The following is a 26,834-nucleotide window of genomic DNA, read 5'->3' as shown; positions in this document are numbered from 1 at the left end:
CTATATATCACAGAGCGTTATCCCGCTATCACCTTACCGCCTTATCACTCTTTTTCCTCCTTTCTTTTTCGTTTTACTCGTCTTTATCGTTTCTTGATAGGTACATAGGTCGTATCTTCAAGCACATTTTTGTATGCGGGACGAATGATACGCTTACCTTCAAAGTTCAATTCTTCATTACGGTGTGCACACCAACCGACGATACGAGCCATAGCAAACAACGGTGTAAAGATTTCCTGCGGTAATCCAATCATTTCATAAACAAAGCCAGAATAGAAATCGACGTTGCTCGATACCGTCTTTCCATTATTCTTCACGCGACCGAAAGTTTCGATAGCACGTTCCTCCAAGAGCTCAAGGAAAGCAAACTCGCGCTCTTTACCTTTTTCGCGGGCAAGATCACGAGCCAGTTCTTTCAGTAAGATAGCACGTGGATCGGAAATCGTATAAACAGCATGTCCGATACCATAAATTAATCCGGTCTTGTTATAAACTTCCTTATTCAGCATACGGGTAAAGTAAGTGTCGATCTCATCCACGCTTGTCCAGTCCTGAATATTCTCCTGTAAATGATGGAACATATCAGCCACCTGAATATTTGCACCACCATGAAGCGGGCCTTTCAATGAACCGATACCTGCGGCAATTGCCGAATACGTATCTGTTCCGGTAGAAGAAGTGACACGAACAGTGAAAGTTGAGTTGTTACCGCCACCATGTTCAGCCTGAAGCACCAGCAAGAGGTCAAGGGTGCGGGCATCCAGCTGTGTATAATTACGTTTCAGCATATAAAGGAAATTTTCGGCAATAGAAAGATTCTCCTGCGGATGACGGATATGCAAGGAACGACCGAAAGTGGCATGTCGAAGCATATTGTATGCATAGGCAATGATAGTGGGAAATTTGGAGATGAGGTCTATACTCTGGCGCATCAGGTTGTCGCGGGAAGTATCATCGGCAGCAGGGTCAAAACGATACATCTCAAGTACACTGCGTGCCAGAATATTCATAATATTATTCCCTTCCAGTTCGATAATATTCATCTTGGTTTTCTGCTCCAACGGCATATTATCATTAATCAGTTCACGGAAAGAAGCCAACTCTTCCTTATCGGGCAAATTACCGGACAGTAACAGATAAGCCACTTCTTCAAATCCGAAACGTTTCTCTTTAACAAAAGCATGTACAATATCTTCTACATCATAACCACGATAGAACAGCTTACCCGGGATAGGTTTCAAGCCGCCGCCCGGAACACGTTCATACCCCACTACATTACCAATTCTGGTGAGTCCAACCAAAACACCCGTGCCGTCTTCATTGCGCAAACCGCGCTTCACATCAAATTTGGAGAATAATTCGGTATCAATCCGAACCGCTTCCTTCATATCCTCGGAAAGCTTATAAACTAAATATTCCTTCTTCATTTTCGTATCGTTTTAATCGTTAGTATTATTTTTCAATTCTTTCCACTATCTCCCGGGTAAAGGCAGAAGTGGACAAAGAGACACCGCCAGGCATGAAACGCGCCAGGTCGGCGGTAGCACGAGCATCAAGGAAACTTCGTTCCAGCGCATGTTCTATCAGGGAAGCAGATTCTTTCCAACCAAAGTATTCGAGCATCATTACAGCAGACAGAATGATGGAACAGGGGTTCACAATATTTTTGCCTGCAATATTCGGTGCCGTGCCATGAGTGGCTTCAAAGATGGCATGTCCGGTCTGATAGTTGATATTTGCTCCGGGAGCAATACCGATACCGCCCACCATGGCAGCCAACTGATCGGAAACATAATCTCCATTCAGGTTAAGGGTAGCAATCACAGAGTATTCTTCAGGAATCAACAAGGTATTTTGCAGGAAAGCATCCGCAATGCAATCTTTTATCACCAGCTTTCCGTCAGCCAATGCTTCTCCAAATTCACGTTCAGCCAGTTCGTAGCCCCACTTTTTGAAACCGCCTTCGGTAAACTTCATTATATTTCCCTTGTGTACCAATGTCACGGAAGGCAGATTATTCTCAAGTGCATACCGGCAGGCAGCACGCACCAATCGTTCCGTTCCTTCTTTTGAAACTGGTTTCACACCGAAAGAAGATGTCTTGGGGAACCGTACTTTCTTCACCCCCATTTCATCGTGCAGAAACTTATAGAACTTCTCAGCCTCCGGTGTACCGGCTTCCCACTCAATACCCGCATAAATATCTTCCGTATTTTCACGAAATACACACATGTTCACCTTCTCCGGATGACGAACCGGAGAGTGAATGCCCTGATACCAACGAACCGGCCGCAGACATACATACAAGTCCAATGTCTGGCGCAATGCCACGTTCAGTGAACGGATACCACCACCGACAGGGGTCGTCAGCGGACCTTTGATACCTACCTTGTAATCACGGAAAGCTTCCATCGTTTCATCAGGTAACCACAGGCCACATTTTTCAAAAGCCCGTTCGCCTGCCCACACTTCCATCCATTCAATTTGCCGTTGTCCACTATATGCTTTCTGCACGGCAGCATTCACAATAGCTTGCATAGAAGGAGTTATTTCAACTCCTACCCCATCACCTGTAATAAAAGGTACTGTAATTTTATCCATCTTTCTATCTTGCATTAAGAGCAGAACCGGCACGGAACCAGCCTATCTGCTGTTCATTATACGTATGTTGAGCTTCGAAGCTATCCTTCGTACCATCTTCGTGGTGAAGGACAATCTTAAGATTACGGCCGGAAGCAAAGTCCATCAATCCGATTACCGAAATTAAATCATGTTCCTGAATCTTATCATAATCGGCTTTATCCACAAAAGTCAATGCCAACATACCTTGTTTCTTTAGATTCGTTTCATGGATACGGGCAAAACTCTTTGCCAGGATCACACGAACATTCAGGAAACGGGGCTCCATAGCGGCATGTTCACGACTAGAACCTTCACCATAGTTTTCTTCGGCTACTACAATGGAAAAAATTCCTTCGGACTTATACATCTTTGCCGTACCGGAAACCGGACCGTACGTATTAGTCGAACGATTCCAGGCACTGTTAGTTTCTCCATTGAAAGCATTTACAGCACCCATCAGCATATTGTCTGAGATATTCTCCAGATGTCCACGGAAACGAAGCCACGGACCTGCCATTGAAATATGGTCTGTAGTACATTTACCCTGTGCCTTAATCAGCAACGGCATATTAAGTAAATCGGTCCCTTCCCAGGCAGGGAATGGTTGTAGCAATTGAAGCCGTTGCGAATGGGGATTTACATTGATTTCCACCTTTTCACTGCTGGGGGCTATATACCCTTCGCTACCTTCGGCAAATCCCTTCGGTGGCAATTCTTCACCCACAGGCTCGGAGAGTTTTACCTTTTCACCTTCACGATTCACCAATACATCTGTCAGCGGATTGAAACAAAGGTCTCCGGCAATCGTCAGTGCCATCGTCAATTCGGGGGAAGCGACAAAGGCATACGTATTCGGATTACCGTCTGCACGTTTAGCAAAATTACGGTTGAAAGAGGTTACGATAGAATTCTTGCGAGTAGGGTTATCTGTCTCACGTTTCCACTGACCAATACAGGGACCGCAGGCGTTTGCCATAATTGTAGCACCGACTTTTTCAAAAGTTCCTATCATACCATCCCGCTCTGCTGTAGCCCGTATCCGTTCGGAACCGGGGTTCACAATCAGGGGAGCGGCTACTTCCAGGTGCTTCTCTTCAACCTGGCGGGCCAGGGAAACGGCACGACTTAAATCCTGATAGGATGAATTGGTGCATGAACCTATCAATCCAACTTCCATCTTGCGCGGATAACCGTTAACCAATACTTTTTCTGCAAATTCAGAAATAGGCGTAGCGGCATCGGGAGTAAAAGGACCATTAATATAAGGTTCCAGCCTGGAAAGATCAATCTCAATTACCCGGTCGTAATACTTCTCCGGGGCAATCATGATGTCAGCATCCGCACGAAGATCACCCGCCACAGAATCAGCCATCTCCGCCACTTCTTCCCTTCCTGTAGCTTTCAGATAAGTAGCCATACGATCATCATAAGGGAAAAGTGACGTAGTGGCACCGACTTCGGCTCCCATATTACAAATAGTTGCCTTACCGGTAGCGGACAAAGAAGCTGTGCCCGGTCCAAAATATTCAATAATTGCATTTGTACCTCCTTTAACCGTCAGGATACCTGCCAACTTCAGAATCACATCTTTTGGAGCCGCCCAACCATTTAATTCACCTTTCAGATGTACACCAATCAAACGGGGCATTTTCAATTCCCATTCCATACCGGTCATCACATCCACTGCATCGGCACCACCGACACCGATGGCAACCATACCCAGACCGCCTGCATTGGGCGTATGCGAATCCGTACCTACCATCATTCCACCAGGGAAGGCATAATTTTCCAATACCACCTGATGAATAATACCCGCACCCGGTTGCCAGAAGCCGATACCATATCGGGAAGAAACATCACGCAAAAAATCGTATACTTCTTCGTTTGTCTTGGTAGCAGTGGCAATATCTTCCCGGGCTCCTCTATAGGCCTGTATCAGATGGTCGCAATGTACTGTCGAAGGTACGGCAACTTGTTCGCGACCTGCATTCATAAATTGCAGCAATGCCATTTGGGCGGTTGCATCCTGCATTGCTACACGGTCAGGGCGGAAGTTTACATAATCTTCTCCCCGCTTGTAGTCTTTTACCCCCTTCTCATCAAACAGATGAGTATACAAAATCTTTTCTGCTAATGTCAGCGGACGTTGCAGTATAGCCCGCACGTGTTCCATTTTCCCCTTATAAGAAGCATAAAAGGCCTTTAACATAGTTACGTCATATACCATAATCACATTTATTTTTAGTTTTCCAATATTGTAAAGATTACAAATTAATATAATAAACAAATTAAAATCGTTAAAGGTTTAACAAATTAAAGCTTTTCTTCGTACAAAAGCGAAGAATGATTACCTTTGTAAGAGATTTAATAATAATATGAGCAATAACCTCCTTTCTCCAACAGACCATCTTCAGCGACAAGAACTGCTCCTGCGTATGGAATATGAATTCGAAAAGGAAGAATTCAAAAGACAGACCGAAACCATGGGTATCGCCCGCAAGGTGAAACGGGGACTCTGTTGGTATCCTGCCACTCCCGGACGAAGTTACTACAATTCACTGAATCAATTAGTAATAGAAATTACACATACGGAAGATACTGATATAGAACATAATTTTGAATTCGGGCGTCCCGTCTGTTTTTTCCGTAAAGGATACGACGAAAAGATCACATATTTCAATTCCATTGGTACTATCAGTTATGCCAACGAAACACGTATGGTTGTTGCAATGCCCGGTGCAGGTGCTATACTGGAAGTGCAATCTGCCGAAAACCTCGGAGTGCAGCTTTATTTTGATGAAACGTCCTACCGTACTATGTTCGAAGCACTCTCCGATGTAATTCGCGTTAAGGGCAATCGATTGGCAGAATTGAGAGATATCATGCTGGGAACTTTAAAACCCGGATTCCGTGAACTCTACCCTGTCCGTTTCCCCTGGCTGAACTCTACACAGGAAAATGCAGTGAACAAAGTATTGAACTCCCGCGATGTTTCTATTGTACACGGGCCTCCGGGAACAGGGAAAACAACTACTCTCGTAGAAGCTATCTATGAAACATTGCACCGCGAACCTCAAGTACTGGTTTGTGCCCAAAGTAATACTGCTGTCGACTGGATCTGTGAAAAGCTCGTAGATCGTGGTGTAAATGTCCTGCGCATTGGCAATCCCACCCGGGTAAACGACAAAATGCTTTCATTCACTTATGAGCGCCGCTTCGAAGGGCATCCGGCCTATTCTGAACTATGGAGTATCCGTAAAGCCATGCGTGAAATGGGCGGCAAACATCGGGGCAGTTATGAGGAACGTGAAAGCGCCCGCAATCGTATGAGTCGCCTGCGTGATCGTGCTACACAATTGGAAATACAAATCAATGCCGATCTTTTTGACAATGCCCATGTCATAGCCTCCACCCTTGTCAGCAGCAATCACCGTATACTGAACGGGCGTCACTTCGGTACACTTTTTATTGATGAAGCTGCCCAAGCCCTGGAAGCCGCCTGTTGGATAGCTATTCGCAAAGCCGACCGTGTAGTACTGGCAGGCGATCATTGCCAGCTTCCACCTACTATAAAATGTTACGAAGCTGCCCGTGGAGGCCTCGAATGTACATTGATGGAAAGAGTGGTTGCCAATAAACCCAGCACCGTCTCCCTATTGAAGGTACAATATCGTATGCACGAGGATATCATGAAATTTCCTTCTCAGTGGTTTTATAATGGAGAACTACAAGCGGCTCCTGAGATACGATACCGCGGTATTCTCGACTGGGACACTCCTATCAGCTGGATAGATACTTCTGACATGGATTTTAAAGAAGAGTTTATAGGAGAAACATTCGGGCGTATCAATAAAGCAGAAGCAGATTTACTTCTTCAGGAATTAAAAGCTTATATTAACCGGATAGGTGGAAAACGCGTATTAGAAGAGCGGATCGATTTCGGTATAATTTCCCCATACAAAGCTCAGGTGCAATATCTTCGCAATAAGATTAAAGCAAGCGGTTCACTTAAACCGTATCGCAGCTTGCTCACTGTCAACACCGTAGATGGTTTCCAAGGACAGGAACGTGATGTCATTTTCATCAGCCTTGTCCGTGCCAACGAAGATGGGCAGATAGGCTTCCTCAACGACCTGCGAAGAATGAATGTTGCCATAACCCGTGCCCGCATGAAGCTGGTGATATTGGGAGAAGCCGCCACTTTAGCCCACCATACTTTTTATCGCAAATTTCTGGAATATGCGGGAACTGTAAAACCACAAGATGAGTCACCTCACCGGGACTAATCTCCTCATTCTTGTCAAGAGCAGATTTACGAAGCATTAACAGAGCAAAAGGAATTTAAACCATCTGTTCTTGTTTCGCCGAAACAGATGATGCGTTTACCTCCATTACATTATCCGTTTTACCCCAACAGATGGTATGTTTTGAGCAATTACATCGTATGTTTTACCTCAAAAGAAGATATGTTTTCAACAATTACATACCTTATTATACAAAAAAGAGGAGCAACTTACGTTACTCCTCCCATTGTCTTCTTCCCGAACTTAAATCAGGATTACGGTTACAAATATACTACATTGAAACACCGAAATCAAGTATTCGGGCATTTTTATTCTTATCCCCAAGAAGGATTAGTTATTTTCCGGACGCAACTGACGAACCGTAACAGCAGTCTGCCACATTTCGCTTTCGCGCAACTGACGAAGTTCTTCGTTCAGCTTCTCACGATAATCAGGTTGAGAATTGCTGTCGATAGAGATCTGAGCCTCATTACCAGACTTAACGCTTGCATACAATTTCTGTACTACCGGCTTGATAGCATCGTGGAACGGAGTCATCCAGTCCAAAGCACCGCGTTGTGCAGTAGTTGAACAGTTAGCATACATCCAGTCCATACCATTCTTAGCGAACAACGGCATCAATGACTGAGTCAATTCTTCTACAGTTTCATTGAATGCTTCTGACGGAGTATGACCGTTTTCACGCAATACTTCATATTGAGCCAACAGCAATCCCTGAATAGCTCCCATCAATGAACCGCGTTCACCTGTCAGGTCAGAAGTAGCTTCACGTTGGAAAGTAGTTTCAAACAAATATCCTGAACCTACACCGATACCCAATGCGATGGTACGATCCATAGCTTTGCCTGTAGCATCCTGATAGATAGCGTAAGAAGAGTTCAAACCACGACCTTCGAGGAACATAGTACGCAATGAAGTACCCGAACCTTTAGGAGCTACCATGATTACGTCGATATCTTTCTGAGGAACTACACCTGTACGGTCGCTCCAAGTGATAGCAAAACCATGAGAGAAGTAAAGAGCTTTTCCCGGAGTCAGATAAGGTTTGATAGTAGGCCATACAGACATTACGGCTGCATCAGACAACAAGCACATAATGATAGTACCTTTCTCACAAGCCTCCTCAATGCCAAACAGTGTTTCACCCGGTACCCATCCGTCAGCTATCGCTTTCTCATAAGTCTTACCCGGACGTTGTCCAACGATCACGTTGAAACCGTTATCGCGCAGGTTGCATGCCTGTCCCGGTCCCTGTACACCATAACCGATCACTGCAATTGTTTCATCTTTCAAAACTTCACGTGCTTTTTCCAAAGGAAATTCTTCGCGGGTCATTACATTCTCAGTAACACCGCCAAAATTCAATTGTGCCATTTTCTTTTTTAGTTTTTTATTTGTGGCTTGCGCCAGCTAATGATTAATAAAATTATTTCTCTGTAAATATCACTTTCGAACGACAAACGACTTCGCTACCATTCTTTTTCACTTCAATATCGAAAGTTCCGTCTCCCAACTCATCTTTATAGAGCGTAAGCTCGTCACCGTAATAGCTCTCAGCTACATAGGCCATTTCAAAACGACGGATACGATTTTCTTTATACATCTCTATCGGAAACAAATCCATGATATGTTCGATGTAGCGGATGCTGTTCACATGTCCGTTGATGTCGATATCACTGTATTTAGCTTTCAGTGTAGCTACCGGTTCGGTAGAAGTCACTTTGATGCGTGAAGGTTTCTCAATAGGGCAAGGTTCATCGCACACATAATCTACAATGCTACCTCCATGCAATGCCAGCAAATCGGCAGGCTTGCGAGTATTGAGGTTAATCATGGCCCATATGGAACGTGCATAACCAATCTTCCTTCCGTCTTTGTCCAACAGGGCAAAGTTACGATCTGTGAAAAGGCGATACACATTCTCCACCCAAGTCCAGATGGTAAAGTCTTCATACTGAAAAGGCATTTCATCCAGTTCGATGGCAAGGCGGGAGAGTACCCATGTGTAGTTATCTTCATTCAGCGTAGCTATACCAAATCCACGGTCGCTGGCATGGAAACCGGCGCAATTCAGCAAATGGTTTCCCAACACGCCCATGGTAAGGCGTCCGGTAAAATCCACATGGAAAGGCTCCGCTACAAACTGATATTTTCCTATCTTACTACTATTCTCACTCATTGTTTTGCTCCTTCTCTTTTTTCAAGCGATATTTCGTTTCACGGTCGGCAAGGTATTCGTTCACACGTTCGAAGCAGCTTGTGGTGATAGCCACACGTCCTGAACGGACAAACTGAAGTACACAGTCAAGGGCACGCAGCTCGTCATAAAGATTAGTGATTTCTTCACCCATACCATTCTTCTCTACGATAGCAAACACAGCATTCACCTCTACGATACGTGCATTATACTTGCGGATCACTTTCGATACCTCCGGTTTTTCTTCCAATATCGGGGTTGTTATCTTATACAATGCAATTTCGTGCTGATAAATCTCATCATCCGTAAAGTAGTGCGCTTGCAGCACATCTATCTTCTTGGTGATTTGCTTGGTCACTTTCTCAATGGTGTCTTTATCCGTCCATGCGGTAATGGTGTACTTATGTACGCCCTTGATGGACGAAGCCGAAACATTCAGACTCTCGATATTGATCTGGCGACGGGTAAACACTGCGGTTACCTGGTTCAGCAAACCGGCGAAGTTCTCCGAATGAACGATTATCGTATATAGGTTTTTATCCATAGATAAAAAATTAAGAATGAAAGAATTAAAGAATGAAAAGCACTTTATAGCCTTTTCTACATCCATCAGACTTTAATTCAATCATCATATTCATTTTAATTCTTTAATTTTTAATTCTGCAATTTCGCAAGACTCTAGCATTCCAGCAACATCTGGTTTACCGAACCACCCGGAGGTGTCATCGGCAACACATTGCCTTCTTCCATAACACAAGCTTCCAACAGGAACGGACCATCCGTAGCAAGCATTTCCTCTATTGCACCTTTCAGTTCTTCACGCGTCATTACACGACGTGAAGGAATGTCGTAGGCAGAAGCTATCTTCATGTAATCCGGATTCAGCATCGGAGTGAACGAATAGCGACGATTGAAGAACATCGCTTGCCACTGGCGTACATTACCCAAGAAGTTGTTATTCAGCAAGATCATCTTAACGGGAGCCTTCTGTTCCATAATGGTTCCCATCTCCTGAATGTTCATTTGCAGACCACCGTCACCCATAAATACACATACAGTGCGGTCGGGAGATCCAAAAGTAGCACCGATCGCTGCGGGAAGCCCGAAGCCCATTGTACCCAATCCACCGGAAGTTACCATGCTGCGTTCCTTACTATACTTAAAGTAACGGGCAGACATCATCTGATTCTGACCAACATCAGTAACCAATACAGCTTCATGATTCGTTGCCTCACTTACGGCACGGATCACTTCTCCCATACTCAAAGATTTACTTGCCGGATGCAATTCAGGACGGATCACCTTTTCTTCCTCTACTTTTTCGTAAGGTAAGAAGCTATCCAACCATTCTTGGTGAGTAGCAGGTTTCAGAAGTGCCGTAACGGCAGCAAGAGTCTCCTTACAGTCACCCAACACGGCAATATCTGTCTTCACATTCTTATCTATCTCAGCAGGGTCTATATCGAAATGAATGATTTTCGCCTGTTTGGCATACGTATCCAACTTTCCGGTTACACGGTCGTCAAAGCGCATACCTACGGCAATAAGTACATCACACTTATTCGTATTAATGTTCGGTCCCAAGTTACCGTGCATACCCAGCATACCTTTATTTAAAGGATGCGCGGTAGGCAAAGCAGAAAGTCCCAACAGCGTACAACCGGCAGGCATTCCGGCTTTCTCAATGAAAGCGCGTAGTTCCTGTTGTGCATCGCCTAACTCAACCCCCTGTCCCACCAATACCAACGGACGTTCAGCGCTATTGATCAATTCAGCAGCCTGACACACAGCCTCTTCATCCATTTCGGGAACAGGCTGGTAACTACGGATGTAATCCAACTTGGCAGGAGTATATTCACTTTTCTCTACTTGTGCATTCTTGGCAAAGTCCAATACAACAGGACCGGGACGACCGCTTTTCGCAATATAGAAAGCACGGGCCACAGCCCAGGGCACATCTTCGGCACTACGTATCTGATAGCTCCACTTCGTGATAGGCTGCGTAATACCTACCAGGTCAACTTCCTGAAAAGCATCCGTCCCAAGGAATCCCGTACCTACCTGACCGGCAATTACTACCAAAGGGGTACTGTCTATCATAGCATCTGCGATACCTGTTATCGTATTCGTCGCTCCGGGACCACTCGTCACCAGGCAAACACCTACTTCGCCTGATACGCGGGCAAAACCTTGCGCGGCATGGGTAGCACCCTGTTCGTGTCGAACCAAGATGTGGTTCAATGTCTTCCGATGGTCGTATAAAGCGTCAAATACCGGCATGATGGAGCCACCCGGATATCCGAAAATGGTCTTTACTCCCTGATGTTCCAAGGAACGCATCAATGCTTCAGCGCCTGTTATTATATCTTTCATTCTATTAATGGATAATGGAATTCTATTTCATTTGTCAATTCTCGGTTAATCGATCAGTCTCACTGCACCCTTATCGGCAGAACTTACCATTCTGGCATATGCCTTCAGGCTCTTTGAGACTTCGCGTTGACGGGTGACGGGAGTCATCGGGCGGGCTGCCAGTTCCTCATCCGTCAGTTTGACGTTGATAGCACGTCCGGGAATATCAATCTCGATGATGTCACCATCCTGAATCTTACCAATATTACCTCCGGCAGCCGCTTCGGGAGAAATATGTCCGATACTCAATCCTGACGTACCGCCACTGAAACGACCGTCCGTAATCAGTGCACATTCCTTGCCCAGATGGCGCGATTTGATATAAGAAGTCGGATAGAGCATTTCCTGCATACCGGGACCGCCTTTCGGACCTTCGTGTGTGATGACCACAACATCACCGCTGACCACTTTTCCGGCAAGGATGCCATCGCAAGCAGCGTCTTGTGAATCGAACACTTTAGCAGGGCCCGTAAATTTCCAGATGCTTTCATCCACACCTGCCGTTTTCACTACACAACCATCCTGAGCGATATTACCTTTCAGTACTGCCAGACCACCGTCTTTGCTATAAGCATGTTCCAGATCGCGAATGCAACCTCCGGCACGGTCAGTATCTAATTCTTTATAATAGACATCTTGCGAACCCAGTACCAAGTTGAACTTTCCGGCAGCAGCGCTCTTATATTTCTTCACAGCTTCTTCGCAAACATTCGGGCTGATAATACCGTATTTGTCGATTACATCCGCCAGCGTCATACCGTCTACACGCTTTACGTTCGTATCGACTAATCCGCCTTTGGCAAGCTCGCTCATGATAGCGATGATGCCTCCGGCACGATTTACGTCTTGAATGTGATACTTCTGAGTATTCGGGGCAACCTTACACAGGCAGGGAGTCTTACGTGACAGCATATCGATGTCATCCATACTGAAATCCACCTCTGCCTCATGTGCTACAGCCAGGAGGTGAAGCACTGTGTTGGTTGAACCACCCATCGCAATATCCAGCGTCATGGCATTCAAGAAAGCCTGACGGGTAGCGATGCTGCGGGGGAGCACACTGTCATCCCCATCTTCATAATATTTATAAGCATTTTCAACAATCAGTTTGGCAGCATCCTTGAACAGTTGCGTACGATTGGCATGAGTAGCCACAATCGTACCATTGCCCGGCAATGCCAGTCCGATAGCTTCATTCAGACAGTTCATCGAGTTAGCTGTAAACATACCGGAACAACAACCACAAGAAGGACAAGCATGTTGTTCTATCTGAGCCACATCGGCATCACTTACACTTTCATCAGCCGACTTAATCATAGCATCGATCAAATCCAGATGCTGACCGTTCCATTCGCCGGCTTCCATCGGTCCGCCTGAAACGAATACAGTAGGGATATTAAGGCGCATCGCCGCCATCAACATACCCGGAGTAATCTTGTCGCAGTTACTGATGCAAACCATCGCATCCGCTTTATGCGCATTCACCATATACTCTACGCTGTCGGCAATGATGTCGCGTGAAGGAAGCGAATAAAGCATTCCATCGTGTCCCATCGCAATACCATCGTCAATGGCAATCGTGTTGAATTCGGCAGCAAAGCATCCCAGCTTCTCAATCTCAGCTTTCACCTGTTGTCCGATTTCATGCAGATGCACATGTCCCGGAACAAACTGTGTAAATGAGTTGACAATTGCGATAATAGGTTTTCCTAATTGCTCCTTCTTCATGCCATTTGCCATCCACAACGCACGAGCCCCTGCCATACGGCGGCCTTGCGTGCTGAACGAACTGCGTAATTGGTGTTTCATCTTCAAATCTCCTTTTAATTAAAAAGCCTTCCTCACATATGGTGAGAAAGGCTCCTAAATTGATATCTTAACGTACGAATACATACACAACCTTTCTCACGCTCTTGATTCCAGGACCACGACGCGAATAATATGCAGGACTGCCAGGTTAATAGATGTATGTAAGTTCATAACTTTATTTACTTTACTGTTTTCGTTAATCGTGCTGCAAAGGTAAGGGCTTTTTTATAAACTCCAAACAATTTGAAGAAAAAAATGAGATTATTATGATTAATCGTAAGAAAACCCCGCATTAAAATCTTATTTTATCACTTATTCAAGGTAAATCTGAATAATTCGCTACCATGAACAGGAATTATTCAAGAAGGTTCGAAGCATTTAATAATCTGAAAATTACAAGAGCTTGCTCATTCGCCAACTAAATTATTCGTATCTTTGCCCCTTCCAAAAAGAAAAAACAGGAATTACTAACTTAAAAACAGTAGGAATATATCAATGGAAACAGTAGAAAACAAGTACATTACCGTAGCTTATAAATTATACGCTATAGAAGATGGTGAAAAAGATTTCACCGAAGAAGCCACCGCAGAACACCCTTTCCAATTCATTTCCGGTCTGGGTCTGACTTTAGAGTCTTTCGAAGATCAGGTGAAAGACCTGAAAGCAGGTGACAAGTTTGATTTCACAATCGCTTGTGCAGATGCTTACGGTGACTTTGACGAAGAACATATAATCGACCTTCCGAAGCAAATCTTTGAAGTAGATGGTAAGTTCGATAGCGAACGTATTGTAGCCGGTAACGTAGTGCCTTTGATGACCTCTGAAGGTCAACGTATCAACGGAACCGTACAAGAAATTAAAGCAGACGTAGTGGTAATGGATATGAATCACCCCTTGGCAGGTTGCGACCTGAACTTTGTAGGTGAAGTAATAGAAAGCCGCCCGGCAACCAATGAAGAATTAGCTGAAATCGCTCGTATGATGAGCGGCGGTGGATGCAGTTGCGGTTGCGATAGCTGTGGTGACGATTGCGGCGACGGATGCGGCGATCACGATCACCAAGGATGTGGATGCGGATGCAATCATTAAACAATTGACAATTGACAGTTGACAATTGACAATTACTATGCAGCATACAGCGCAGTAACTGTCAATTGTCAATTGTCAACTGTCAATTCTTCCCTGTCATTATCTCCAGCACCAATTTATCCGTTTCATTCATTCCTTTCGACCCTATCTTGGTCAGATTACGAATACTTTGATCCACATCTTCATCAATAATGCCTTCTACGGAAGTTACACAACGGTTTTCCATAGCCATGATGGCGGAAAGAACAGCGGTAGAAACACCGGTGGTTACTTTCAACGCACAACTGGGCTTCGCACCGTCACAAATCATACCCGTAAGGTTGGCTATCATATTCTGAACGGCATAAGCCACTTGGTCGTAAGTTCCTCCCATCAACCAGGTAATACCGCAACTGGAACCTGTAGCAGCAACCACACAGCCACATAAAGCAGACAAACGCCCCAAGCTTTGTTTAATGTAGATCACCGTCAGATGACTCAACATCAGAGCGCGTATCAGTTCTTCTTCCGATTTGCCGTTCTCTTCGGCATAAACCAATACAGGCAGAGTAGCGGATATACCTTGGTTACCACTGCCGGAATTACTCATCACCGGAATCATCGCCCCTGCCATACGGGCATCGCAGGCACCGGAAGTATAAGAGAGGATATGCGAGAAGACGCTGTCGCCCATCACCTTATGCTCATAAGTGCCGCGAAGAATCTTTCCCAAGCCATGACCGTAGTCACCTTCAAAGGAACGTTCGGCAGCCGCCTTATTCAAGCGGGCTGTTTCAAGAATAAAACTGATCTCATCCAGTGGAGTGTTCAGCGCAAAATCATAAACTTTACGTAAAGTCAGTTCCAGGCATTCCTCTTCTTTTTCACAGCTTGCAGTATGTTGTTTCTGAAATTGGACTTCTCCGTTACGTTCTATATATATAAAGGTGGTATGTCCTCCGGCAATCACAGCTGTTGCTTTATCATCTCCGGCCTCACAGCATACTTCAATATACAATTTCTCTTCAATATTCTCTTTCAACGAAATATGAATGCGCTTTTCCTCAATGAAACGTTTCCCTTCTTCCACTACATCAGGCGTGCTGTCTTTTAACACCTCCAACTGATATTCTGATTTTCCTATCAGCGCGCCCAAGGCAATAGCGATGGGCAAACCAATCATTCCGGTGCCCGGAATGCCTACTCCCATAGCGTTTTTCAGAATATTAGCACTTAGCAACACATTTATTTTTTCCGGCTTTGTCCCCAGTGTTTCTGTTGCTTTAGCTACGCACAATGCCACTGCAATGGGCTCTGTACACCCAATAGCCGGCACCACTTCCTGATGTATCAGGTCGATTATCCGTTTTCTCTCTAACTCAGTTATCATTATTTCACGGTTTTTAATGGACACAAATTTAGAAAAAATGTTTTTAATACAAGCGCAAAGTCTTCTATTTCAAAAAAGAAACTTAACTTTGCACCTCTAAGTTATTATTTCAAAGGGTTAACAACTATAATTATACATTTAGTTACTAATTAAAATTAAAGCAAATGAGACTTAAAAACTTACTAGCCTGCCTTTTCTTAAGCACTTTAGTGATATCGTGTATTAAAGATGAAGCTCCCAATTCTGAAGCTGATATAGAAACGTGCACCCTACCAGGTGATGTGTTAAACAGGGATGCCATTATCGAGAATGAGAAAGTGACACTTATCGTAAAGAAAGGAACAGATATCACTGCCTTAGCACCTCAATTTACACTAACACCAGGTGCTACTATCACCCCGGCGAGCGGTTCGACATTAGATTTTACCAATCCTCAGACTTATGTGGTAACTTCGGAAGATAAACAGTGGAAAAAGACATATCAGATAGAAGCAACTGCCTCTGGTTTCACGACTAATCGATACCGCTTTGAAAATGTACGTTTTTACTCCGATAATAGCTCCAAAGAAAAATATCAGATATTCTATGAAACCGATCAGTATGGCAGGGAGAATATGACGTGGGCAAGCGGCAATCCTGGCTTTGCTTTAACAGGAGTAAAAGGAGACTACACTGTATATCCCACCTACCAATTAGATAACGGCTATAAAGATAAATGCCTAGGACTAACTACCCGCCTCACCGGTTCATTAGGCAATCTAATGAATATGCCTTTAGCTTCGGGTAATCTATTTATAGGAACATTCGATGTTATGAATGCACTGACCAATGCATTGACTTCAACACAGTTTGGTGCACAATTCGAGTATGTACCCACTTATTTGAAAGGATATTATAAGTACAAAGCAGGAGAGACATTCTATGTAGTAGATAAGACTAGTTCCAGTAAACTCAAGCCAGTACCAGGGCAAAAAGATATTTTCGATATTTATGCCGTTTTCTATGAGAGTACTGAAAGTCTTCCCTTACTGGATGGTACCAACATATTAGATGAATCAACAGAAACCGTACTAGCTGTAGCGCGTATCGACAATGCCAAAGAGGCTGACAAATGGACGGTATTTAATCTACCTTTCGTTTTTCGTGAAGGTAAGACGGTAGATCCCGACAAATTAGCTGCTGGAAAATATAACCTCACCATCGTATTTGCCTCTAGTATACGAGGTAACTATTTTGAGGGAGCACCAGGCAGTACATTGCTCATTGACGAGGTAGAACTGGGATATGAAGGAGAATAGAGAACAGAATATAAACAAAAAGACAATAGAAAAAATAATGAGAAGAAATATATTCACCATCTTACTTATCTTATTAGGAGTAGTTGGTACTCTACGGGCTCAAGAAGACCGTAATAAAAGCATCATTCAATCTGCCGTCTACGGACTTGAGTATGAAATAAAAGCCGGATTTAATGTCGGTGGCACTGCTCCGTTGCCCTTACCCGAAGAAATACGTGCCATAAAAGGGTATTCACCCAATATAAATTTTGCTATAGAGGGAGATATTATCAAATGGCTGGGAGAGAAGAAAGAATGGGGTATCATCCTGGGGCTCCGCCTCGAAACCAAAGGCATGGAAACTAAAGCCCGTACCAAAAACTACAGCATGGAAATATTCGGCGATGGCGGTGAAAAATTGAAAGGCAACTGGACGGGTATGGTGAAGACCAAATTCCGTGCTTCTTACTTCTCCGTTCCTGTGCTTGCTACATGGAAGTTAAGCCCACGCGTACGCCTCAGTGCAGGTCCTTACATTTCCATCCAGACCAGTGGTGATTTCTCTGGGCATGTATACGACGGCTATCTACGCGAAAATGACCCCACAGGTAACAAGGTAAAGTTTGAGGGAGATAGCGAAGCACCTTATGATTTCTCTGAAAACCTACGCACTCTTTTGTGGGGAGTACAAGCTGGCGCCACATGGCGCGCTTTCAAACATCTCAATGTGCATGCCGATCTGAACTGGGGATTGAATGACATCTTCAAGAAAGATTTCAATACAATAACCTTTGCAATGTATCCTATTTATCTGAATGTAGGATTTGGATATTCGTTCTAAAAAGAAATTCATACATAGAAGACGGGAGTCACACTTTCAGAATGACTCCCGTCTTTTATATGACTCAAAAAGAAATATTATTTGTTTCCGGTAAATCCTACAGTAATATCTCCAAGTCCAGGAGTACCGGTTATCTTAATACCCTGACTCATTGTCCCCTTTCAGAGGGTATTCTGGATGGGGGTAGGAGAAAGGGTGACCGGCATAAAGCAAGGATAGTAGAGAAAATGATTATATTCTCACTAAATCCAAGCCTAAATTAAAGTTTGTCGTTACTCCCCAATATGCACCTATCAGCGAAATAAATATCCCGGCAGCTTGCGCTTCCTCCGGCACTATACCTCCTGCAACTAACGCATTCCAAAGTATTGTCAAATCATTTGTCTTTACCGGTTCTTCAAAATCATCAATTTCACCTGTTTCACGGAGTGTGAACAGATTATCGAATGCACTCTTATCTAAATAGATATAGGTATGTCCATTGTCACCAGTCTTAATATTCATAGGTACCCCATCTTTAGCCCAACTCAAGATTTGACTAATCGTAGCATCTTGTATTCCACTAAGATCAGCACCCAAAATGCTTCCGAGCAGAGCTTTAACAGTAGCCGGATTTCCACTTAACACTTGATTTATAAGCTCAGCCATGCCACTTGCATCATTTCCGGTAGCAGAAGTTAAGATAGCAGGAATATTCAATTTTACTATAAATTTTCCATTCGTCTCACTCCAATATGCCACCTCTTTAGGAGAAGTGGTGAAACCACTTGTAGCAAAACCAGCTTTTACATCACTTGCAGCAGGGAAAGCATTCGTGTAGAATATCGACATGATAGTTGCGGGATCCATCGCTATCTCCGGTTCAGCAACATAGTCAGCGATAATATTACCACTTTTATCTAAAGTAATAGAATTCAAAGCTTGAGGCAGAATAGCACCTCCCAAATGCCTGAACAAAGCTGAAATAAACTCCGGATAATTATCCTTACCTGTAAATTGCCAATCTGTATACAATGCACCCGTTACTGGCCAATTCTTCACTGTAGTATTTTCGGTCCAGGAATAATCCGTTGCCGTGTAATCCGCCATCTTATACGTTCCAGCCCAAGGGCTTACTTCATCATCGTCATCACTACAAGCTGTGAATAAACTCATTGAACTAATCAATGCAAACAAATAAAATAAATTTTTCTTCATATTTTTGTTGTTTAGTTAATAATAGCACCCCGTTGCCGGGTAGTCATACCATATTGTTGTAACTTTTGGGGTGCAAAGTAACTGCTTTTTTACACATCAAACAAGGCCTATTCATCGGTCTTTGTGTCCTTTTTTTAATGTGACCTGCTATATTTTCCTTTTATATCAGGTGTTTTAGCATCCTATTACTAAAACAAAATCATAAGTACCGCATAGTATCGAACTACACAAATATTCTGTAATCTACCTTCATTGTACAGAACAAGCAAATCTCAGATAAAGTTCTCACATGATTCAAATGCCATGAAAAGCCTCTCATTCTATAAAAAAATAATATTTCCGCCTTCTCATGAGAAAAAATCCATAACTATTTGTTATCTTTATGCAGCCCAAAGCTTTTATCCAAAGGATTTGGCATGAATTAACCTAATACATATAACCATTAAAACAAAAGATTATGTTCAACTCATTCGGCAACATTCTCCGCCTTACCAGTTTTGGGGAGTCACATGGTAAAGGCATTGGAGGCGTCATAGATGGATTTCCTGCAGGTATCCTCATCGACATGGATTTCGTGCAAGCGGAACTGAATCGTCGATGTCCCGGGCAATCACTTATTACTACGGCACGGAAAGAAGATGATAAAGTAGAATTCCTCTCAGGTATCTTCGAAGGAAAATCCACAGGCTGCCCCATAGGATTCATCGTGTGGAATCAAAACCAGCATTCCAATGATTATGATAATCTGAAAGAGGTGTACCGCCCCTCACATGCGGATTATACTTATAAGGTGAAATATGGCATCCGCGATTATCGTGGCGGTGGTCGTTCATCGGCACGCGAAACCATTTCACGCGTAGTGGCAGGTGCGCTTGCCAAACAAGCACTCCGTCAGCTAGGGGTACACATTACGGCATATACCTCGCAGGTAGGCCCCATTCGTCTGGAAGAAAACTATACTGCTTATGATCTTGATTTAATAGAAACGAATCCAGTACGCTGCCCGGATCCGGTAAAGGCAAAAGAAATGGAGGAACTTATTTTCAAGACCAAAGGAGAAGGTGATACCATTGGCGGCGTGGTGACCTGTGTCATCAAAGGATGCCCCATCGGATTAGGCCAACCCGTATTCGGTAAGTTACATGCTGCTCTTGCTTCCGGTATGCTCAGCATCAATGCAGCTAAAGCATTTGAGTATGGTGACGGATTTAAAGGTCTGAAACAAAAAGGCTCGGAACAGAACGACGTATTCTTCAATAACTGCGGACGCATTGAAACGAAAACTAACCATTCCGGCGGTATCCAAGGCGGTATCAGTAACGGACAGGATATCTTCTTCCGGGTTGCCTTTAAACCGGTAGCTACTGTATTGATGGAGCAACATACAGTCAATATAGATGGCATAGATACAACATTGAAAGCTCGTGGTCGTCATGATCCATGCGTATTGCCACGTGCAGTGCCCATAGTGGAAGCTATGGCTGCCCTGACAATACTGGACTTTTATCTGATTGACCGTACTACGCAGTTATAAGAATGATAAAGTGGTAAAGTGATAGGATGATAAAGTGACATCACCCTATCATCTTATCACCCTATCACCTTATCACCCTATCACTTTATCACCTTATCATATATATATTTATGGACGAAATACAGAAATACATTTCAGAGAATGAATCGAAGATGCTGGAAGACTTGTTCAGCCTCATCCGTATTCCAAGTATCAGTGCAAAACCTGAACATCATGATGACATGTTGGCTTGTGCAGAGTGCTGGGCACAACTATTGCTTGAAGCAGGTGCAGACGAAGCACTGGTAATGCCATCGAAAGGCAATCCGATTGTTTTCGGGCAAAAGACAGTAGATCCTACAGCAAAAACAGTTTTGATATATGCGCATTATGATGTAATGCCGGCAGAACCATTGGAGCTATGGGAAAGCAATCCCTTTGAACCGGAAATCCGCGATGGGCACATTTGGGCCCGTGGTGCCGATGACGACAAAGGGCAATCATTTATACAGGTAAAGGCATTCGAATATCTGGTGAAACATGGCATGCTTAAGAACAATGTCAAATTCATCTTTGAGGGTGAAGAAGAAATCGGTTCACCCAGTCTGGAAGCTTTCTGTGAGGAGCATAAAGAGTTATTAAAAGCAGATATTATTCTGGTATCGGATACCAGCATGTTGGGTGCCGACCTGCCCTCACTGACTACAGGTCTTCGCGGACTGGCATATTGGGAGATTGAAGTAACCGGACCTAACCGTGACCTACATTCAGGACATTTCGGAGGTGCCGTTGCCAATCCCATTAATGTATTATGCGGAATGATTGCCAAAGTAGTAGATGCCGACGGACGTATCACAGTGCCCGGTTTCTACGATGATGTGGAAGAAGTTCCACAGGCGGAACGTGACATGATAGCCCATATTCCTTTCAATGAAGAAAGGTATAAGGCAGCCATTGGTGTAAAAGAGTTATTCGGAGAAAAAGGATACAGCACTCTGGAGCGTAACAGTTGCCGTCCCTCTTTCGACGTTTGTGGCATTTGGGGCGGATATACCGGTGAAGGTTCCAAGACAGTACTTCCCTCAAAAGCTACAGCCAAGGTCTCTTGTCGCCTGGTTCCCCATCAGGATCATCACAAGATTTCCCAAATGTTCGCTGATTATATCATGAGTATAGCTCCGAATACGGTAAAGGTGAAAGTTACACCTATGCATGGAGGACAAGGATATGTATGTCCAATCAGCCTTCCAGCCTATCAGGCGGCCGAGAAAGGTTTTGAAAAAGCATTCGGGAAGAAACCACTTGCAGTACGCCGGGGAGGAAGTATTCCTATCATCTCCACATTCGAGCAAGTACTTGGAATCAAGACTATACTAATGGGATTCGGGCTGGAATCAAATGCTATCCATTCACCGAATGAGAACTTCCCATTGGATATTTTCCGAAAAGGAATCGAAGCAGTCGTTGAATTCCACTTAAGATATTAGCTTGTAACTCGTAGCTCATTGATATGTCGTTCGCAAGACTTTAAACTCCGTGCGACGATTAATAGCATTACAAATCTCCTGCTGTTCCAGTGGGAGATTTTTTATGAACTCTTCTGTCAATACATCTCCCACCTTCAGGAAAGGTGCAGATTTCAGAGTAAAATTAGTTACTGTCTTAGGCTGTTGCTCCCCATACCCTTTCGGCGTGAGACGTTGCGAATCAATGCCTCCTTTAATAAGATAGCGTACTACAGATTCTGCACGACGTTGCGAAAGGCGGAGATTATAATCATCATTCCCCTTATAATCGCAATGTGCGGAGAGTTCGATAGTAACATTCGGATTATCGTTCAATAATTGTATCAACTCATCCAAGGCTACAGTAGATTCCGGAGTCAGGTCAGCCCGGTCAAACTCATAGAAGATATTCTCTATCAGCACAGGACGGGTAATGGAAGATAAAGGAAACTCAAGTTCATAATGACGGTCCTCATTAATATCTTCTGTCATCAACTCCTCTTTGTCATTCAGATAACCACGACAAGAGGCAAGCAAGGCATAACGGCATCCCGGTGTAAGTTCCTGAGTAAAAGTACCATCCTTCTTTACATTGATCTTCATATAAGTACCATCCTCTCCCACCAAAGTAACCAGCGCATCAGAAAGTACATCCCCCTCTTTATCATAAACCAATCCTTTCAAAATATGATGTACCTCCGGAAGCTCAAAACTGTAAATGTGATCCCAGCCACGGGCATCTCCCCTGTTAGAAGAGAAAAAACCCCGATTGGGCGCACCCGGTTCGAACGTCATACCAAAATCATCACTTTGTGAATTTACCGGAGATTTCATATTCTCAATATGCCAACGTCCCGTCAGGCTATCCGGCACAGCACGAAAGACATCCAGACCACCCATGCCGGGATGTCCGGTGGAGGAGAAATACAGGGTACCATCCGGTGCAAAAGAGGGAAACATTTCATCACCGGAAGTATTAATTTCAGGCCCCAGGTTATCGACATAACCGAAACCATCACGAGTCACGTTGATACGCCATAAATCCAGTCCGCCCTGTCCACCTGGCATATCAGATACGAAATATAGATAGTCACCTGCAGGAGATAATGCAGGGTGGGCAACAGAAGAAAGGGTATCATTCAGGATTGCACACTTCTGAGGACTCCCCCACTCTGCTCCGGCGCGTTGGGAAACATAGATCTCTGCATAAGCCGGTGCATTGGGCAATGTCCGGCAACGAGTGAAATACATCGTTTTACCATCTGCCGAAAAAGAACAAGCACCTTCTTCGAATTCACTGTTTACTTCCGAAGCAAGCGGTTCAGGCTTTTGCCATTGCTTCTTTTCATTTCGCTTGGAGTGGAATATATCAGCACTTTTCATGCCGGTGATAGCATTCAGGTCGGCACCTTTGGCTTCGTTACGGGTAGAGGTTAAATATAGGATATCAGGATCATTGCCCGCATACATGGGAGAATAATCACTGCGGCGGGAAACAAGAATAGGAATGCGCTTTACAATATGACGGGTAGGATTTTTTTTCCACTCCTGTGCCAACAAACAAGAAGCGATTCCTATATGCGCCAAGGAATCTTTACGCCCTTTTATATCAGACCGATTCTGTGCATAAGCAAGATAATTCCCATAATAAGGTATGGCAGCAGCATATTCGCCATTCTTACGAAGCATCTCCGCCAGATAAAAATGAGAAAGAGTATCCGGATAGCGATAACGGACGGCATTCATATAGGCAGCTTTAGCCTTCAACGTATAATTGATACGGCGGTAGCAGTCACCTTGTTTATAGGCAAGCACACCTCGCAGCGAACGATCTTTGGGAGGAGTACGGGTATAGGCCGTTTTATAATGGCGTGCAGCATCAAAGTATTCTCCACGGGCATAGCTTTGCTCTGCCTGACGCAGGCTCCGTCCCACTCCACAGGAAGTGAAAAATAAGATAGCACAAAGAAGAAATAAAAACAGTTTATATAATTTCATGCCTCACAAGTTATCATTCATATAAACTGAAAAGTCGACTGATTATTGTATGACTATCATTTACTCAAATGGTTTACGGAAAGTACATCCGTTCTTCCACTCCGAGCAACCATAAGCCGTTTTCCCCTTGATCACGGTTCCTTTGCCACACAATGGACAAGTTTGCCCCTCAATAGATTGTATTTGAGAAGCATCAGCAGCATTTGTTTCCACAACCTTCTTGCGCGGTTTGCTTTGGCGTTTAGGCTTGGTAGTATCTTTCTCTTTTACCGCCTGCGCAATAGTAATATGACGATTGCTATTATCTGAAAGCACACTCATCACAACCTCAGAAACCATCTGCTTTAATTCCTCAAGAAATTGTGCAGCATTATAGGTCTTCTTCTCGATCTCACGAAGTTTCTTTTCCCATATACCCGTTAGTTCGGCAGATTTCAATAGCTCTTCATGAATAATCTGGATAAGCTCGACTCCCGTAGGTGTGGCTATCAGGTTCTTTTTCTCTTTGCGGATATAATTACGTTTAAATAAAGTCTCAATAATAGCGGCACGTGTAGATGGACGACCGATTCCATTCTCTTTCAATGCATCCCTCAATTCATCATTATCCACCAACTTACCCGCAGTTTCCATGGCACGCAGCAAAGTAGCTTCAGTATAAGGACGGGGAGGTTGTGTCCATTTCTCATATAAATCGGGTACATGAGGGCCGCTTTCACCTTTCACAAAAGCCGGCAATACATTTTCTTCATCTCCCGGATCTTTTTCTTCCTGCGACTGTGCACCCGGAGTTCCGAATATAACTCTCCAACCAGGTTCCAAAATCTGCTTTCCGGTAGTCTTGAACTCTATTTCTTCCACTACACCCAATACGGTAGTAGTAGCAAACTTGCAATCAGGATAGAATACTGCTATAAACCGGCGGGCTATCAAGTCGAATACACGGCGCTCCATGTCTGTCAGATTCTGCGGGTATTGTCCGGTAGGAATAATGGCATGGTGATCCGTTACCTTTGAATTATCGAATACCTTCTTCGATTTCAACAAAGTGGTCCCATCCAAAGGAGTTGTAAATGTCGCATAATCACGCAAACCCTTCAAGATACCCGGACATTTCGGATAAATGTCATCACTCAGAAAGGTGGTATCTACACGAGGATAGGTAGCCACTTTCTTTTCATATAATGACTGGATGATTTTCAATGTCTCATCGGCAGAATAAGCAAACTTCTTATTACATTCCACCTGTAAGGAAGTCAAGTCAAACAAACGGGGGGGAGCTTCTTTTCCTTCCTTCTTGGTTACATCCGTAATCATAAAAGGAGAATTCCTGATCTGTTCCAGCAGTGCCATACCCTGTTCCTGGTTGGCAATAGGATCAATACCTCTATTCTCTTCTTCCTTTTTGGGTTTCTTCCCGGCAGCAATTGCCTCCTTATTCTTTTCAGCTTCCAGAATCAGCTCTTCTTCGCTCTTCCTGATGATAGCAGAGAATGTCGTATCCCGATACACTGTCTTCAATTCCCAATATTGCTTGGGCACAAAGTTCTCTATTTCCAACTGTCGGTTTACAATCAGTGCCAATGTAGGTGTCTGCACACGACCAATAGAAAGCACCTGCTTATTCTGCCCATACTTCATAGTATAAAGACGTGTGGCATTCATTCCCAATAACCAGTCACCTATTGCGCGACTTAATCCTGCCTCATAAAGCGGTTGGAACTCTTTCTGATCTTTCAATTTGGCAAAACCCTCCCGAATGGCTTCTTCCGTCAAGGATGAAATCCACAGACGCTTTACCGGACAACGTGCACCGGCTTTCTGCATCACCCAACGCTGAATTAACTCTCCTTCCTGCCCGGCATCACCACAGTTTATGATCATGTCGGCTTTCTGCATAAGAGTCTCTATCGTATGGAATTGCTTTTCATAAGTAGGGTTACTGATCAGTTTTATTCCGAAACGCGGTGGTATCATGGGCAAGCTTCCCAAGCTCCATGATTTCCAGTTCGGGGTATATTCGTGCGGTTCCTTGAGTGTACAGAGGTGACCGAATGTCCAGGTCACCTGGTATCCGTTTCCTTCGATATAGCCGTCTCTTCTATCTTTCGCTCCTAATACATCAGCTATGTCACGCGCCACAGAGGGCTTTTCGGCAATACAAACTATCATTCATTATTCTTTTAGCGGAGCAAAGGTACGAAAAAGAGGGGATTAATAAAAGATTAAATAGAAAAGCAATAAACAGCATTCATTTTTTGGCGGGTTATGAACAAAGTGTGATAAGGTGGTAGGGTGATAAAGTGATAGCGGGATAACGCTCCGCTTGTTTTTTTTATTCGGGATGACGTTTAAGGAAAGGATATAAGCATAAAGAAAAGTCTTTTCTGCATTGTTACGACTTTTCTCTGTATCACTTCGTATCCGGCAGTTATTCCTCCCCTCCGTCAATTCTCCACTTTGCCATGCATTTTCGTATTATTCTTAGTGCCTTCTGAAAGCATCTTTAATATCCTTAGAACTAATTAATTAGAGTTTTCCTTCTGCAGGAAACTGCCGTTCCCGCTAAGGGAAACGAGCATTCCCGCTAAGAGAAACTGCCGTTCCCATTAAGGGAAACTATCGTTCCTATTAAGGGAAACGCGAGTTCCCATAAGGGGAAACTGGCGTTCCCCACAGCGGAAACGAATCTAAATATAGT

At 44.0% G+C, this 26,834-nt stretch carries 18 protein-coding genes; 6 read left to right on the top strand and 12 right to left on the bottom strand.

Going from position 1 to position 26,834, the window contains the following annotated elements:
- Positions 1–83: 83 nt before the first annotated feature.
- The 3 genes from BN161_RS25575 to BN161_RS25565 are packed head-to-tail and all read right to left on the bottom strand — an operon-like array spanning position 84 to position 4,849.
- Positions 84–1,427, bottom strand: a complete 1,344-nt coding sequence (locus BN161_RS25575; protein ID WP_044271693.1) for a citrate/2-methylcitrate synthase — start codon at positions 1,425–1,427, stop codon at positions 84–86.
- 25 nt (positions 1,428–1,452) lie between these two features.
- Positions 1,453–2,601: an NADP-dependent isocitrate dehydrogenase gene (gene icd, locus BN161_RS25570; RefSeq protein WP_044271698.1), complete on the bottom strand. Its 1,149-nt coding sequence runs from the start codon at positions 2,599–2,601 to the stop codon at positions 1,453–1,455.
- Between the two features lie 4 nt (positions 2,602–2,605).
- Positions 2,606–4,849, bottom strand: coding sequence for an aconitate hydratase (locus BN161_RS25565; RefSeq protein ID WP_044271690.1), 2,244 nt, complete (start codon positions 4,847–4,849; stop codon positions 2,606–2,608).
- Between the two features lie 148 nt (positions 4,850–4,997).
- Here BN161_RS25565 and BN161_RS25560 point away from each other — a divergent pair, with 148 nt between their 5' ends.
- The gene (locus BN161_RS25560; RefSeq protein WP_044271689.1) at positions 4,998–6,908 is read left to right on the top strand and encodes an AAA domain-containing protein; all 1,911 of its coding nucleotides are present in this window, start codon (positions 4,998–5,000) and stop codon (positions 6,906–6,908) included.
- Between the two features lie 348 nt (positions 6,909–7,256).
- On the opposite strand, the gene ilvC is transcribed toward BN161_RS25560, so the two are convergent.
- From ilvC to ilvD, 5 genes are all read right to left on the bottom strand, one after another.
- Positions 7,257–8,300, bottom strand: coding sequence for a ketol-acid reductoisomerase (gene ilvC, locus BN161_RS25555; RefSeq protein ID WP_044271687.1), 1,044 nt, complete (start codon positions 8,298–8,300; stop codon positions 7,257–7,259).
- A 52-nt stretch (positions 8,301–8,352) separates the two neighbouring features.
- Entirely contained in the window at positions 8,353–9,105 is a 753-nt protein-coding gene (locus BN161_RS25550; RefSeq protein ID WP_044271684.1) for an acyl-[acyl-carrier-protein] thioesterase, read from the bottom strand.
- On the bottom strand, positions 9,098–9,667 hold the full coding sequence (gene ilvN, locus BN161_RS25545) for an acetolactate synthase small subunit (protein WP_044271695.1): 570 nt from the start codon (positions 9,665–9,667) through the stop codon (positions 9,098–9,100). Before ilvN ends, BN161_RS25550 begins: the two co-directional genes overlap by 8 nt.
- 134 nt (positions 9,668–9,801) lie before the next feature.
- Entirely contained in the window at positions 9,802–11,496 is a 1,695-nt protein-coding gene (ilvB, locus tag BN161_RS25540; RefSeq protein WP_044271682.1) for a biosynthetic-type acetolactate synthase large subunit, read from the bottom strand.
- A 45-nt stretch (positions 11,497–11,541) separates the two neighbouring features.
- Positions 11,542–13,344 carry a dihydroxy-acid dehydratase gene (gene ilvD / locus BN161_RS25535; protein WP_044271680.1) on the bottom strand — a complete coding sequence of 601 codons (1,803 nt, stop codon included), beginning with the start codon at positions 13,342–13,344 and terminating at the stop codon, positions 11,542–11,544.
- A gap of 495 nt (positions 13,345–13,839) precedes the next feature.
- Here ilvD and BN161_RS25530 point away from each other — a divergent pair, with 495 nt between their 5' ends.
- The gene (locus tag BN161_RS25530; RefSeq protein ID WP_044271678.1) at positions 13,840–14,433 is read left to right on the top strand and encodes an FKBP-type peptidyl-prolyl cis-trans isomerase; all 594 of its coding nucleotides are present in this window, start codon (positions 13,840–13,842) and stop codon (positions 14,431–14,433) included.
- 82 nt (positions 14,434–14,515) lie between these two features.
- Here BN161_RS25530 and BN161_RS25525 read toward each other — a convergent pair whose 3' ends face one another.
- The gene (locus BN161_RS25525; protein ID WP_044271676.1) at positions 14,516–15,802 is read right to left on the bottom strand and encodes an L-cysteine desulfidase family protein; all 1,287 of its coding nucleotides are present in this window, start codon (positions 15,800–15,802) and stop codon (positions 14,516–14,518) included.
- 164 nt (positions 15,803–15,966) lie between these two features.
- On the opposite strand from BN161_RS25525, the gene BN161_RS25520 reads away from it, so the two are divergent.
- Both BN161_RS25520 and BN161_RS25515 read left to right on the top strand, forming a co-directional pair.
- Entirely contained in the window at positions 15,967–17,100 is a 1,134-nt protein-coding gene (locus tag BN161_RS25520) for a PCMD domain-containing protein (RefSeq protein ID WP_044271674.1), read from the top strand.
- A gap of 37 nt (positions 17,101–17,137) precedes the next feature.
- Positions 17,138–17,920, top strand: coding sequence for a porin family protein (locus tag BN161_RS25515; RefSeq protein ID WP_044271672.1), 783 nt, complete (start codon positions 17,138–17,140; stop codon positions 17,918–17,920).
- Between the two features lie 231 nt (positions 17,921–18,151).
- On the opposite strand, the gene BN161_RS25510 is transcribed toward BN161_RS25515, so the two are convergent.
- Positions 18,152–19,117 (bottom strand): DUF4925 domain-containing protein, encoded by a 966-nt coding sequence (locus tag BN161_RS25510; RefSeq protein WP_044271670.1) that lies wholly within the window; start codon positions 19,115–19,117, stop codon positions 18,152–18,154.
- A 457-nt stretch (positions 19,118–19,574) separates the two neighbouring features.
- Between BN161_RS25510 and aroC the strand changes: the two genes are divergently transcribed.
- Together aroC and BN161_RS25500 are read left to right on the top strand one after the other, a co-directional pair.
- Entirely contained in the window at positions 19,575–20,651 is a 1,077-nt protein-coding gene (gene aroC / locus BN161_RS25505) for a chorismate synthase (RefSeq protein WP_044271668.1), read from the top strand.
- A 110-nt stretch (positions 20,652–20,761) separates the two neighbouring features.
- Complete coding sequence (locus tag BN161_RS25500) at positions 20,762–22,117, top strand: dipeptidase (protein ID WP_044271666.1); 1,356 nt, start codon at positions 20,762–20,764, stop codon at positions 22,115–22,117.
- Positions 22,118–22,132: 15 nt separating this feature from the next.
- Here the strand turns inward: BN161_RS25500 and porE are convergent, their stop codons facing one another.
- The gene (gene porE / locus BN161_RS25495; RefSeq protein WP_044271664.1) at positions 22,133–24,133 is read right to left on the bottom strand and encodes a PorE family type IX secretion system protein; all 2,001 of its coding nucleotides are present in this window, start codon (positions 24,131–24,133) and stop codon (positions 22,133–22,135) included.
- Positions 24,134–24,193: 60 nt separating this feature from the next.
- Entirely contained in the window at positions 24,194–26,305 is a 2,112-nt protein-coding gene (locus BN161_RS25490) for a DNA topoisomerase 3 (protein WP_044271662.1), read from the bottom strand.
- Between the last annotated feature and the right edge of the window lie 529 nt (positions 26,306–26,834).

This window comes from Bacteroides timonensis (genome assembly GCF_000513195.1).
GTDB lineage: Bacteria > Bacteroidota > Bacteroidia > Bacteroidales > Bacteroidaceae > Bacteroides > Bacteroides timonensis.
Note: the sequence above shows the minus strand (reverse complement) of the source record. Positions and strands in the feature narration are given on the sequence as shown.

Excerpts from the sequence above, each read along its gene's own strand:
- BN161_RS25575 (WP_044271693.1), bottom strand. The coding sequence starts at position 1,427 with ATGAAGAAGGAATATTTAGTTTATAAGCTTTCCGAGGATATGAAGGAA.
- icd (WP_044271698.1), bottom strand. The coding sequence starts at position 2,601 with ATGGATAAAATTACAGTACCTTTTATTACAGGTGATGGGGTAGGAGTT.
- BN161_RS25565 (WP_044271690.1), bottom strand. The coding sequence starts at position 4,849 with ATGGTATATGACGTAACTATGTTAAAGGCCTTTTATGCTTCTTATAAG.
- BN161_RS25560 (WP_044271689.1), top strand. The coding sequence starts at position 4,998 with ATGAGCAATAACCTCCTTTCTCCAACAGACCATCTTCAGCGACAAGAA.
- ilvC (WP_044271687.1), bottom strand. The coding sequence starts at position 8,300 with ATGGCACAATTGAATTTTGGCGGTGTTACTGAGAATGTAATGACCCGC.
- BN161_RS25550 (WP_044271684.1), bottom strand. The coding sequence starts at position 9,105 with ATGAGTGAGAATAGTAGTAAGATAGGAAAATATCAGTTTGTAGCGGAG.
- ilvN (WP_044271695.1), bottom strand. The coding sequence starts at position 9,667 with ATGGATAAAAACCTATATACGATAATCGTTCATTCGGAGAACTTCGCC.
- ilvB (WP_044271682.1), bottom strand. The coding sequence starts at position 11,496 with ATGAAAGATATAATAACAGGCGCTGAAGCATTGATGCGTTCCTTGGAA.
- ilvD (WP_044271680.1), bottom strand. The coding sequence starts at position 13,344 with ATGAAACACCAATTACGCAGTTCGTTCAGCACGCAAGGCCGCCGTATG.
- BN161_RS25530 (WP_044271678.1), top strand. The coding sequence starts at position 13,840 with ATGGAAACAGTAGAAAACAAGTACATTACCGTAGCTTATAAATTATAC.
- BN161_RS25525 (WP_044271676.1), bottom strand. The coding sequence starts at position 15,802 with ATGATAACTGAGTTAGAGAGAAAACGGATAATCGACCTGATACATCAG.
- BN161_RS25520 (WP_044271674.1), top strand. The coding sequence starts at position 15,967 with ATGAGACTTAAAAACTTACTAGCCTGCCTTTTCTTAAGCACTTTAGTG.
- BN161_RS25515 (WP_044271672.1), top strand. The coding sequence starts at position 17,138 with ATGAGAAGAAATATATTCACCATCTTACTTATCTTATTAGGAGTAGTT.
- BN161_RS25510 (WP_044271670.1), bottom strand. The coding sequence starts at position 19,117 with ATGAAGAAAAATTTATTTTATTTGTTTGCATTGATTAGTTCAATGAGT.
- aroC (WP_044271668.1), top strand. The coding sequence starts at position 19,575 with ATGTTCAACTCATTCGGCAACATTCTCCGCCTTACCAGTTTTGGGGAG.
- BN161_RS25500 (WP_044271666.1), top strand. The coding sequence starts at position 20,762 with ATGGACGAAATACAGAAATACATTTCAGAGAATGAATCGAAGATGCTG.
- porE (WP_044271664.1), bottom strand. The coding sequence starts at position 24,133 with ATGAAATTATATAAACTGTTTTTATTTCTTCTTTGTGCTATCTTATTT.
- BN161_RS25490 (WP_044271662.1), bottom strand. The coding sequence starts at position 26,305 with ATGATAGTTTGTATTGCCGAAAAGCCCTCTGTGGCGCGTGACATAGCT.